The sequence below is a fragment of the Leptospira kmetyi serovar Malaysia str. Bejo-Iso9 genome, from assembly GCF_000243735.2.
Taxonomy (GTDB): domain Bacteria; phylum Spirochaetota; class Leptospiria; order Leptospirales; family Leptospiraceae; genus Leptospira; species Leptospira kmetyi.
On the sequence record NZ_AHMP02000003.1, the window covers coordinates 3,756,876 to 3,769,316 of the forward strand.

Annotated in this window: 9 protein-coding genes; 6 read left to right on the forward strand and 3 right to left on the reverse strand. The window is 46.7% G+C overall.

From position 1 onward, the window contains the following. Positions 1-3: 3 nt before the first annotated feature. Both mnmC1 and LEP1GSC052_RS20025 read right to left on the reverse strand, forming a co-directional pair. The gene (gene mnmC1 / locus LEP1GSC052_RS20020; protein WP_020986748.1) at positions 4-2,157 is read right to left on the reverse strand and encodes an FAD-dependent 5-carboxymethylaminomethyl-2-thiouridine(34) oxidoreductase MnmC1; all 2,154 of its coding nucleotides are present in this window, start codon (positions 2,155-2,157) and stop codon (positions 4-6) included. Further along, the gene (locus LEP1GSC052_RS20025) at positions 2,157-3,137 is read right to left on the reverse strand and encodes an LIC10647 family lipoprotein (RefSeq protein WP_010575891.1); all 981 of its coding nucleotides are present in this window, start codon (positions 3,135-3,137) and stop codon (positions 2,157-2,159) included. Before LEP1GSC052_RS20025 ends, mnmC1 begins: the two co-directional genes overlap by 1 nt. 106 nt (positions 3,138-3,243) lie before the next feature. Between LEP1GSC052_RS20025 and dusA the strand changes: the two genes are divergently transcribed. From dusA to LEP1GSC052_RS20045, 4 genes are all read left to right on the forward strand, one after another. After that, positions 3,244-4,263, forward strand: a complete 1,020-nt coding sequence (dusA, locus tag LEP1GSC052_RS20030; RefSeq protein ID WP_010575890.1) for a tRNA dihydrouridine(20/20a) synthase DusA — start codon at positions 3,244-3,246, stop codon at positions 4,261-4,263. Positions 4,264-4,296: 33 nt separating this feature from the next. After that, on the forward strand, positions 4,297-6,237 hold the full coding sequence (locus LEP1GSC052_RS20035; protein ID WP_010575889.1) for a PP2C family protein-serine/threonine phosphatase: 1,941 nt from the start codon (positions 4,297-4,299) through the stop codon (positions 6,235-6,237). Between the two features lie 64 nt (positions 6,238-6,301). After that, positions 6,302-7,267 (forward strand): MBL fold metallo-hydrolase, encoded by a 966-nt coding sequence (locus tag LEP1GSC052_RS20040; protein WP_010575888.1) that lies wholly within the window; start codon positions 6,302-6,304, stop codon positions 7,265-7,267. An 80-nt stretch (positions 7,268-7,347) separates the two neighbouring features. Next, entirely contained in the window at positions 7,348-8,337 is a 990-nt protein-coding gene (locus tag LEP1GSC052_RS20045; protein ID WP_010575887.1) for a cytochrome-c peroxidase, read from the forward strand. Positions 8,338-8,832: 495 nt separating this feature from the next. Here the strand turns inward: LEP1GSC052_RS20045 and LEP1GSC052_RS20055 are convergent, their stop codons facing one another. Then, the gene (locus tag LEP1GSC052_RS20055) at positions 8,833-10,113 is read right to left on the reverse strand and encodes a citrate/2-methylcitrate synthase (RefSeq protein WP_010575885.1); all 1,281 of its coding nucleotides are present in this window, start codon (positions 10,111-10,113) and stop codon (positions 8,833-8,835) included. A gap of 116 nt (positions 10,114-10,229) precedes the next feature. Between LEP1GSC052_RS20055 and LEP1GSC052_RS20060 the strand changes: the two genes are divergently transcribed. Further along, positions 10,230-11,327: a helix-turn-helix domain-containing protein gene (locus LEP1GSC052_RS20060; protein ID WP_020986759.1), complete on the forward strand. Its 1,098-nt coding sequence runs from the start codon at positions 10,230-10,232 to the stop codon at positions 11,325-11,327. 94 nt (positions 11,328-11,421) lie between these two features. After that, the gene (locus LEP1GSC052_RS20065; RefSeq protein WP_010575883.1) at positions 11,422-12,423 is read left to right on the forward strand and encodes a M24 family metallopeptidase; all 1,002 of its coding nucleotides are present in this window, start codon (positions 11,422-11,424) and stop codon (positions 12,421-12,423) included. The last annotated feature ends 18 nt before the right edge of the window (positions 12,424-12,441 follow it).

Below are 12,441 nucleotides of genomic sequence, written 5' to 3' on the forward strand. Positions count from 1 at the left end.
GAATCAAGATTCCGATTCTTTGCGAATTTTTCGATAAAGGAATCGGGCCGGGTGAAGCGATTCCAATAAGGAAGATTCTACGGGAGCCGGTTCACCCAATATCAAGGAAGCCAGAATCTCCGCACCTAAAAAAGAACTTAAAATTCCTCTGGAACCGAGCCCGCCGAAAACGTATAAACCGGGAATCGTTTTCAACGCGGGATAGGTTTTCTTTGCGTTTTTGGGAAGATCGATTCCCCTGTATGTCCGTTTAAATTCTTTCGGATCGAAGATCGGCCCGATGACGGGAAACCGATCCGGGGTTTGCGCGCGAAACCCGACTTTTTCTTCGAGAACGGAATCCGATTTGAAATCGAAAGACGGATACTTGGTTCGTATGTATTGCAGAAGTTGTTCCGTGTCTTTGTTCCGCGCCTGCGGATCCAAATCGAACTCGTCGAATGTGGACCCGAGAATATGTTCTCCGCGGATCGCGGGCGTGAAGTAGTGTTCCGCGCAAAGAATTCGGGAGAGTTTTGAGGATGCTTCCGTTTGTTTGATGGATACGAGTTGTCCTCTTACTTTGCGGATCGGAAAGGGTTCCTCTCCTTCGAACAGGGGTGCGACGAGTTTTCCGATCGAATGAGAATTGCAGAATATAATAGAATCTGCATGTACTTTTCGATCCGATTCTTGGAGCGTGAGTTCCCAGAGCGACGCGTCCGATGTTTCGGCTTCGTTCGGATCTGCGGGTTCGATTGTGGCGAAGTTTGTCGTCTCCGATTTTGTGCTCGAGAATTCGGATCCGATCTTATGGATGGAAATCACGGTCGCTTGGATGAATTCGATTCCGGTTTGATCGGTCATTTTTTTTGCGATCGAAGATGGTTGTGTCCAAAATCCTTTGGGAAAAAAGATTCCTTCTCCCAGGTCGTTTTCGAAACCGGCTTTCCCTTTCGAAACGTCTTTGTTCGAAAACTCGTTTTCCGAATCGATCGATTGATTCGCTTTTTTCCAAAAAACGATTTCCTCGGACAGTCCGTGATTTTCGAGACCTTTTTGAAAACGTTCCGAACTCATTTCTTCGGTGATTCCGTGAAAGAGTCCGCAGTCGGAAAATTGATCCGGCTCCGCAAATGATTTTAAAAACTGAAGGGCGTATCGAAACGCACGCAACGTAAATAGGCTGATCGGACCCGGGATTTTGGTGAGATGCGGATGAGAAATTGCACCCGGAATTCCGGACGCTTCCCGGGCGATCCCGGAGGGATCGATCAATAAAACTTGAATATTCCGTTTTAATAATGAATAGGCCAAGGCCGAACCCGCGATCCCCGCTCCGACGATCGCTACGGTTTGGGTCTGCGTTCGAGTTTCTTTTTTCGGATAGGATCGGATGCACCAAGGTTTTGAAGATTTTTCAAAAAGCGGAACTGTAAGGTTCGATTCCTCTTCGGTGGAAAGCGTGCGATCCGCGTCGGATTCTAAACCGGATTCTAAAATCGTTCCGGTCAACATTTCCCTTTTTCTTCCAAAGCCGGGACGTTTCTCCAAAACGAATCCGGCCGAAGTGAGAGAATCTCTGACGATTCTCGCGACCGTAAACGTGGCGACCGTGGTTCCGATCTTGGAAAGTTTCTTTAAATGAGACAAGGCCGATTCCTGCCACATCTCCAGATTTTTGGAAGGCGCAAATCCGTCCAAAAAAATCGCGTCCACTTTGCCTGAGATTTCGACTAACGCGTCTGCGACGTCCCCGAGATAGAGATTCAAATGGATTCTCCCGTTTAAAAAACGAAAGTAATTCATTCCGGGGATGAGATCCTCGTAGGAACGTAAAAATTCCTCCTTGATCTCCGCGAGTTCGGGAAAAACGGAAAGGGCTTTGGAGATTTCCTCGCGGTTCAACGGAAACTTTTCGATGGATATGAAATGAAGTCGAAACCGATCCTTATGTTCCTTGTATTCTTTCCAAGCGGTTAAAAAGTTCAGCCCGGTGCCGAAACCCAATTCCAAAATACAAAATGAATTTTGAATATTCGAATTTCTCCATCTATGGGGGAGATCGTTACCCCGTATAAATACGTGTTCGGTTTCCTCGAGTCCGTTTTCCGGTGAAAAATAGATATCGCCGAATTGTTCGGAGACGGGCGTTGAATTTTCTTTCCAGGAAAGCATCAGATTCTCGGAGGAATGGGTTCGGTTTGTTTCGGAGGAGAGGATTCGTTTCCGGGGCCGCTGTCTTTCCGCAACAAATCGTCCGCGGTCGGTCTTGATAATTGGATTTCCTTTCGAACTCCGACTCGATATGTGTCCATCGTTAGATAAAGATCGGGAACCGTTCCTCCGAGCGAAGTGGGAATCGTTTGTTTGATCGGGTCCCGATCCAAACTTCCCAAACTTGAAAATTCGAAATACAAATACGTATTATAGAATATGGAATCCTCGAAATATTGTCCGATGTTGTACTCGTATAAAAATCGAACTCCGGAAATCACGCGGTGTTTGTTACGCGAAGAGGAAACTCGAACTTCTTTTTCCAAAACGTCGAAGTCGTAGATACTCGCTCCTAGGTTGAATCCGAGTCCCACGTTCCAATTTTGAAACTGCAAAAAAGCGAGATACAAGGTCGCGTAAAACTGATAGTCGATGTAGAGATATTCCGCTTTTCTTCCGAACGGTTCCGGAAGAGGATAAAGACCGTATAACGTCTGTTCGGTGAAGTTCGTCGGAATCCTTCCGTCGTCCGGAAAGTTCAGAAGATTTCCTCGGAACGTTCTCGGAGCGATAAAGGAAAAACTGTACGCCATATAGTTTAGAATTTTAAAATATCCGGTGAACGGAGTTGCGGAGAGTCTTCTCGGAATCGAACCGATCGTATAGAATGGAACCGATTTAAACGGATCTTGGTTTACGGTTCTGTCCGAGTTTGCGGGATCCTTGGTCCCTCCGCTACTTCGAACGTATTCTTGCAAGGGACTATAACTCGTGGAAAAAGTGAGTTTTGTGGAATCCACACCGGCGGTAAGAATCACCGATTCCAAAAAGGATTCCAAACTTCTGCAGGAAGAATGGATCGAACAACAAATCCAGATCGAAAGAATCGAAATTCTTCGTAAGACCTTAGGGGATGTTCGATAAACTTCGGAGAGGCGCATTCTTTCCTGACATTGTTTTTGAATTCTTTCCGAATTCCAAGCCGTAAATGGGACGGAGGTTCCTTGACCGAAGTGGCTTGTAAAAAAATTCTGGTGATTGAGTCTTATGTTCGAAAATTCCTCCAAAACCCCGAAACGATATCCGGTTTCGCTCGCTCCGATGATGGATTGGACCGATCGGCATTTTCGTTATTTTTTAAGGCTCGTTTCGAAACATACGTTCTTATATACCGAGATGATTCACACGGGCGCGATTCTACACGGGGATCGTCATAGATTCTTATCCTATTCTCCCGAAGAACTTCCGCTTGCGATTCAATTGGGTGGAGACGACGCGAAGGCCCTCGCACAATCTTCCAAGATCAGCGAAGAATACGGTTATTCCGAAATCAATCTCAACGTGGGTTGTCCGAGCGATCGTGTGAGAGAAGGAAACTTCGGCGCCTGTCTGATGGAAACTCCGGAAAAGGTCGCGGATCTCGTCGCGGCGATGGACGCGGCCGTAAAAATTCCGGTCACGGTTAAATGCAGAATCGGAATTCCGGGAAAAGAAACCTTCGAGGATCTTTGCAGATTCGTGGAATGTGTTCGCCAAGCGGGTGTTAGACGATTGATCGTTCACGCGCGGATCGCGATCTTGGGCGGACTTTCTCCGGCGCAAAACCGTCAGATTCCCCCTTTGCGATACGCGGACGTGGAATCGTTAAAACGAGAATTTCCCGATCTTCTCATCGAGATCAACGGAGGAATTCGAACGATCGAAGAGATCCGGGAACGATTGAAGACGAACGACGGAGTGATGATCGGAAGGGCGGCTTACGAAACCCCGTATCTTTTTTCGGAAGTGGATTCCTTGTTTTTCGGAGACGATTCCCCCGTTTTAAGCAGAAGGGAAATCGTTCTTCGTATGAAAGAATACGTGGAAGAAATCCTTCTCAAAGAAACGAACGGAAAGCCGCATCACGCGCTCCGTCACGTTCTCGGTTTGTTTCACGGCGAAAGAGGCGCGCGCAGTTTTCGAAGAATTCTCACCGAAGGAATGTATTCCGATTACTCGAACGATCTTCTATTGAAGGCGATGCGGGAAATTCCGGACGATTCGTTGGATTTGATCTCCTCCGTTTAAATTTAACTTTACAGTCTCGATGAAGAGAATAGGTTGATTTCCTCTTTTCTTATGAAACCGATCCTCTTCGGATATTTTCTATTATGTCTAATGGCCTTCGAGTTATACTCGAGTCCGATCGATCCCGAAAAGGTTCAAAGTCTTTCGGAGGGTTGGGAATACCAAAGTAACGAAGGTAAACATTATAAATTGATATTACCCGGAATGGGTTTGACCAGTCAGGGTTTTGAAATTCCGATCCGAGGTTTTTATACCGTTCGAGTGGAATATCCGCTAACGTTGCCTTCGGGTTCGCAGGGAATTTTTTTGGATCGGATTCAATCCGCCGACCGCGTTTATTTCAACGATAAGCTGATCGGCAAAACGGGAAATTTGGATCCGTATGACGCCGCTTGGTTCCGAAGCCGTTTGTATAAGATTCCTTTGGAGTGGATCGAAAAAGGAAAATCGAATACGATCCGAGTCGAGATAGAATGTAGGGAACTCGGTTTTCATTGCGGAATCTTCCGGGGAATTCCGAAGATGGGCGACTACGACGAACTGAAGGACGCGTTGATTCAGGAAGACGCGTTGCAACTCGTGTTGATCGTTCTTTTTCTCGGAGTGTTTTTACAACAGTCGATCTCTTATCTTCTCAACAGACAATCGAGGGCGAGTATCTTTCTTTCCTTGTCCGCGTTTTTGTTCGTCTTCTGGAGAATTCCTCTTCTGCACAAGATGCACTATGTCGACGTTCCTTTCGGTCTTTTGACGAGATCCTTCTTTTCTTCGCAGAGCGTGTTCCCCGCTTGTATATTATATTTTTTGTATGCTCTTTTTCGGAAAAAAACCGGGGTCGCCGCTAAGATCGTGATGAAGTCGAGTCTCGTGCTCGGCGCCTTGCAGTTTCTCGAGTTGGACGGAACACAAAGGGTGATCCTCGTTTACGCTTGGGAAGGAATTCTCGTTTTTATGACCCTGTTTCTCATTCCCATCTTTTATGAAGAACTGAGAAGAAAGACGATGGAAGCGCTCATCATGGTCGGGGGCGTGGGTTTGCTCGCGATCTTTGCGATCATAGACGTCGTGTTGGATAATCTTACGGGGAAGAATATGTTCTTATCCCAATACGGATTTTTCGCGCTTTTGATCACGGGCGCGGTGAGCATTTCGTATCAGAACGCAAGAGCGCACACGGAACTCAAAAAATTGAATTCCACTTTGGAAGCGAAAGTGGAACAAAGAACGGCGGAACTCAAAAGACAAAACCGGATTCTTCACGAAGAATTGGAGATGGCGGCCGATCTTCAGACGAGATTGATTCCTCAGTTGGACGGAAGAATTCATAGACTTTCGGTGAATTCGGTTTATATTCCGGTCGATCAGGTCGGAGGCGATTTTTTAGATTATCATATTCTAAATGAGAAAAAGGTAATGTTCATTCTTTGCGACGTTCTCGGCCACGGGGTTGCGTCGGCGTTGGTTTCTTCGATGATTAAGGTTTCGTTTTTGGAACTCAGCCGCAAACTCGACGAACCTTCCAAAATTCTTTCGGAACTCAACAACCGTATGTTTCAGGTTTTGGAAAAGAATTTTATCTCCGCGCTCGTTTGTCTTTACGATTTGGAAAAGGACGAATTCAGATATTCCATCGCGGGTCATCCTCCTCCGGTTTTGATTCGGGAAGATCCGGCCGAACCCGAATTTCTCAAAGGAAGAGGAATGATCCTGGGTATGATGAAAACGATCGAACCGGAAACATACACGGTCGCGCTTCGTACGGGAGATCGATTCTTTTTTTATACGGACGGAGTTACGGAAGCGCTCAGTCCTCAACGGGAAATTTTCGGCGAAGCGAGATTGTTGGAGGTTCTCAAGAATAATTTTTCCAGAAATCCGAGAAACTTGAACGAAGAAATCCTTTCCACGGTGAAATCTTTTTCGTCTTCCAAGATCCCGGACGATCTGACGTACTTGACGGTGGATATACTGTAGTTTAAACTTTGCCTGATTTTGCTTGGGTGCGCTGAAGTCCGACTTTACAACAAGGAGAATTCTTATGCCGCCTTACGAAAAGGAAGTCTTTCCGGGTTTATTTACGATCGACTGCGATTACATATCGTCCGGGGTCGCGTGCGCCTATTTGATCGTGGAAGGTGAAGAAGCCGCGTTTGTGGAAAACAACACAAACAACGCGGTTCCGATTCTTTTGGAAGAATTGAAAAACGCCGGACGCAAACCCGAGGACGTGAAATACATCATTGTAACCCATGTTCATCTCGATCACGCGGGAGGAACCGGGCTTCTTGCAAAACATTGTCCGAACGCGATCATTCTCGCGCATCCGAAAGCGGCGACCCATCTCATCAATCCCACGAGACTCATACAAAGTTCCATCCAGGTTTACGGAGAGGAAAACTTTAAAAAGTTATACGGAGACATTCTTCCCGTGGATCAGGAACGGGTAAAAAGCCCGGAGGACGGAGAAGAAATCCGATGGGGAAAAAGAATATTAAAGTTTTATTATACAAGAGGACATGCAAATCATCATTTTTGCATATACGATTCCTTGAGCAACGGAATTTTTACGGGGGATTCCTTCGGGCTTGGATATAAGAATTTTGCGACCGGAAAAAGTCCGGTTTTATATCCATCCACGACGCCGACCGATTTCGATTCGGAAGAAGCGATGAACACGGTGGACAAAATTCTTTCCACGGGAGCGGACAAGGCGTATCTAACTCATTTCGGAGTTTGGAACGATCTCGAATCTGGCGCGCGCCAGATGAAACAGGGATTACACGCGATGCAGAATATTCTTTCCTCCGGAGAACGGTCGGGTTTGGAGGGGGAACCTCTTCTCGAATTTTGCACGGGAAGAATCAGGGCTTATTTGGAAAGGGAACTTTCCACGCAAGGAGTGAAACTCGGAGAAAAGGAGGAGATGTTGCTCGGGTTCGATTCTAAAATCAACGCCCAAGGTTTGGTCTTTCAGATCGAACGGAAAAAACGGAAGAAAGTCTGAAAAAGAATTGTCTTTTAGAATGATTCTAAATAAGATCTTGTTTTAGAATCATTCTAAAGTAATAGAGAGAGGAACTGGTTATGAAACAATCTACAGTGGGGTTGCTCTGTTTAGCGCTCCTGGGAAGCGTATTGGTGTCCTGTGGACCGTCGGAGAAGACGAAAAAGCTCATCGATGATTCCAAGAAAATTTTTGGAACCATTCCCGACAAAATGCCCGGCGGGGAAGCCGATACCCCGGAACTAGTTCAGTTGGGTGAAAAGTTATACTTTGAAAAAAGACTTTCGGCGAACGACACGCAGGCTTGCAATTCCTGTCACAACGTAGTCGGTAAAGCGGCCGGGGTCGACAATCTTCCGACTTCTCCCGGAGCCTTTGGGAAGAATGGAGACAGAAATTCTCCTACCGTTTTGAACGCGGGTTTTCACGTCGCTCAGTTTTGGGACGGAAGAGCCAAGGATTTGAAAGAACAGGCCAAAGGCCCAATTTTGAATCCAGTAGAAATGGCAATGCCTTCCGCCGCAGAAGTGGAAAAGAAAATTTCCGGAATCGCCGAATACAAAGATCTTTTTGCAAAGGCGTATCCTAAGGAAACAAATCCGATCACTTATGAAAATCTCGCGGGCGCAATCGCAGCTTTCGAAAGAACCTTAAAGACCCAGGATCGTTTTGACGAATTCCAAAAAGGGGATCATAAGGCGCTTTCCTCGGAAGAACAGGAAGGTTTGGAAAAATTCATGGCCACCGGTTGTACCGCTTGTCATATCGGGCCTCTTTTGGGTGGGAACTCCTTCCGTAAACTCGGCCAGGTCAATCCGTATGAAAATACCGTGGACAAGGGTCGTCAATCCCTCACGAAAAACGCCGCTGACGCTTTTGTGTTTAAAGTTCCGTCTCTTAGAAATATAGCGATCACCGGTCCTTATTTCCACGACGGGAAAGTCGCGACCCTGGAGGAAGCGGTCAAAAAAATGGCCCATCTTCAACTCGGGAAGGACCTTTCGGATTCCGATACAAAGTCGATCGTAACTTTCTTGAAGGCGTTGACCGATAAGAACCGGTCTAATTAACTGGACTTACAGAATTGAAACCTATTCAGCCGGCGGTTGCTAACGCGATTAGCCGGTCTTTTTTTGTACTCTCGGTCCTGCCGATTTTTCCACTTTTGGGCAGAATGAGCGATCCGTAGGAAATGAGTCCATTGAGTGAACGGCGGTGGTCCGTTCTTGAACTTTGTGACCGGGATTTTTTGTAGGAACTCCTTCGTTTTTTCGGAGATTCATTCGTGTTGTCGGGATCGGTTTGGGGGAGTTGTGGGAACTCTTACGAAATCTCGGAAGATTCATTTGAAGCCCGGCGGGATTTGTATGAGATCCTACATTTATGTTCTCATCGTAGAAATCTGAAAACCCCGAGCGATTCTCCCAAAATGTAGGAACTACCACACAATTCTCAAGACACAAAAAAACCCGAGCGAAAAAAACCGTAGCTCCGACCATCGGCGCTTCCTGCAATCCGTTGGAACGATCGAGCCGGTTTTCCCATCCCGGGTTTAAAACGAAAAATTATCTTTCGGAAAGAGGGATATACTTCCGACCGATTTCTCCGGTATAAATTTGTTTCGGACGAGCCTTGCTGTAATTGCCGGAAACGCGTTGTTCTCTCCAGTGTGCGAGCCAGCCCGGAAGTTTTCCGATGACCTGCATCGCGGTAAACAATTCTTTCGGAATGCCGAGAGAATGGAAAATTACGGCGCTGTAAAATTCGAGGTTCGGGTATAACTTTTGATTTATGTAATATTCATCATTCTGCATATACTCGTCGATCTTAAGAGCCACTTCCGCGATCGGACCGACCGGATGTTTTTTGTAGAAGTCGTGAAAGAGTTTACCCGCGATGATCGCTCTTTTGCTTTTCGAATCATACGCCTTATGACCGAAACCGTTCGAGAAAAGTCTTTCCGAATCTCCTTTGAATTTTTCGAAGTATTCGGGAACCGATTTTCTGGACTTGAGAATGTCTTCGATCAGACCGACAGCCGCAACTTGACGACCGCCTTCTCTCGAACCCCAAAGCGCGTTGATCGCCGAGGAGATCGAAGCGAAAAGATTCGCCTGAGTGGAGCCGATCACTTGAACGGTTGTGTTGGAAACGTTTTGTTCGTGATCCGCGTACAGAATCCAAAGTTGATTTAGAATCCGATCGATGTCCTCGGAAGGAACGTAATCCTTGGAAGGAATCGAAAACAACATATAAAGAAAGTTCGTACAATAAGGATGTTTATCCACCGGATAAACAAAGGGCTGACCCACGATCTTTTTGTAAGAAAAGGCCGCGATCGTTCTGATCTTCGCGAGAAGTCTCGCGGAATGATCGATCCCTTTGTCCAAGGATTCTTCGTATTCTTCCGGATAATAACTGGAAAGAGAAGTGACCATCACCGAAAGGACCGCGAGAGGGTGACCCTTTCCCGGAAAACCGTCGAAAAGATTGATCATGTCTTCGTGAATCAAAGAGTGTTTGGAAAGTTTGAGGGAGAATTCCTTGAGTTGTTGTTCGGTGGGAAGTTTACCGTAAATCAAAAGATAACTGGTTTCGACGAACGTGGAATGTTGAACGAGATCGGCGACGTCGTAACCGCGATAATGAAGTTCTCCCGAATCGGGATCTCTTCTGGAAATGCGGCTCACCGCATAAGCCGTATTAAAAAAGCCCGGATCGTAGGAAATCAGCCCCGTCTTTTGATGAAGCTCACGAATATCGATTCCTTTTTTACCGTCGGTCCCGGAGATCAACGGGAGCTGATAGGATTTTTCCCCAACTTTGATTTCAATGAATTCACTCATACCGATAGGGAACCTCAGAGAATGGTACGCGTCAATACTTCTAATTTCGGGACAGTCGATTTTTCCCGTTTCTTCTGGACAAAACTTCCGGGTAGGCTTTCCTTCTCCCATTTCCCATGAGCGCACTCAACCCATCGGATCCGATCTGGTTCGGTCTTCATTTTATAATTCAACTGGGACCGGCGTATTGCATTCTCCTTTTTTTTACGGAGTTGGCAAAACACAAACGGGGAGAAGGTTTTACCGGGATGTTCCTTCTCGCGCTCATCATGGCATCCGCGGAATCCAGGATCGGTTTTGTGCAGATTCCCGGCACCGCCGCGTATCCGTTTCTCTGGATTTTTTTCTTTTCCTCTTTGCTCGCGATGGGCCCCGCGCTTCTTCTCGTCGTAGGGAGAATGCTCCGCTTCAGTCTCGACGACAAGATCCCACTCAAGAGACATTTTATACCGACGTATGTCGCGTTTTTCGGAGAATTGATTTTCTTTCTTTTTCCTTTCGAAGGAAAGTCGGAACTCATCGCGGACGCGTTCGTTCATCGCGGAAAAAATCCGGTTTCTCTTTTGATCGGAATCGGATATGTTCACCTAACTCTGTATTGTATCTATTCGGTTTATCTTTTTTGGAAGGCCTTTAAGGAAATCGACATTCATCTTTCGAGACTCGCGTCTTCCATGCTTCTGGTTACAATCGGATCGATCCAATTATCCGGGATCGGATTTTATCTCGACATTCCCGGGTTGTTCGCTTTCGCATCGGTGCTCATGACGTTGGGGAACGGACTCGTCTTCGTATTCACCGCGAGATATCCGAATTTTTTCGAATCCTTAAAGTCGGAACTACAGCAGAAACGATACGAAAAAACCCAGCTCGGCGGAATCAACTTGGACGCGATCAAACTCCGGCTGAACGAATTGATGGAAGAGGAAAGATCGTATCGGGACGAGGAGATTCGAATGCAGGATCTCGCCGAAAAACTTCTGATCACTCCGCATCAGCTTTCCAGAATTCTCAACGAAACTTACGGAAAAAATTTCAACGAGTTCATCAACGGATACAGAGTCACCGAGGCGAAAAAGATTCTTTTGGAAGAACCGGAAAAGACGATTCTTTCCATCGGATTCGAAGTCGGATTCAACACGAAATCGACCTTCAACGCGCAATTCCTCAAAATCGCGGGAATGACTCCCGCGGAATGGAGAAAAAAATCCTAAAAATCGGTCGGAAATCATAAGATCGGACGATCACTCGTGTAACATGCGCTACAATTCCTTCCTACAAACCGTTCGCGGTTTTACCGGAGGGAGAATGTCTCGAGAATATTATTCGTCCTTGGATCTGGATGATTTCAAGAATGTGCAAAAACTTGCATACGATGCCGTGGAGTGGGTGCGCGGAAGACTCACCGTGGGAATGACCGAAAAAACGGCGGCGTCCTTGATCGATTCCTATATCCGTGAAAGAGGAGGAAAGAATTTCTTTCATTACGGATTCGCATGGTTCGGAGATAGAACCTGCTTCCGCGGTTTTCGAAGACCTCTTACCTTCAAAGCGATCGGCGGGGACGGAATTCTTCCCCATTTCGGTTTCGCGTTTCAGCCTTCCGATCGTAAACTCAAGGAAGGAATGGCCGTGATTCTGGATGTTGCGCCTAACGTGAAAGGTGTGACCGCGGACGTGGGATATTCTTTCGCGTTCGGAAAAAATCCGGCGGTGGAACAGGGACGCAGCGACTTAAAAGAATTCAGATCCCTCGTATTGGAATTGGTCCGCGCCGAAAGATCAATGGGTGAAATTTATCGAAGTTGCAACGATCTCATCGCCGATCTCGGTTATTCGAATTGTCATACCTTGTATCCGAACGGAGTTCTCGGTCATAAAGTCGGTCGTGTTCCCGGATGGAACGTTCCGGGTGGAAGGGTTTTGGGATTTCCGCCCCAGACTTTTTTATATCTCGTTCCTCAAATTTTAAAAGGATTCTTATCGCCTAACGTCAATTCGTCGCCTCTTTGGGGAGAATTCACCAAGACCCGAGTGGACGCGGGGCTTTGGGCCGTGGAACCCCATATCGGAAAAATCTACAAAGGCGCTCAAGCTCCGGAAAGTTTCGGAGTGAAGTGGGAGGAAATTCTCGTGGTAAGCGATACCGACGCGTATTGGTTGGACGAGGATCTTCCTCACGTCCGTTATTGGGAAGAATCTTCCCCCAAGAAAAACAAAAAAGCCGCCGTCGCCTCTTTGCCGCAAACCAAGACGAAAACGAAAGAGAAGGCAAAAAAATCCTCCAAGGTTCGAGTCGGTGCCGCGTAAGAGTCGAAACGGAATCGG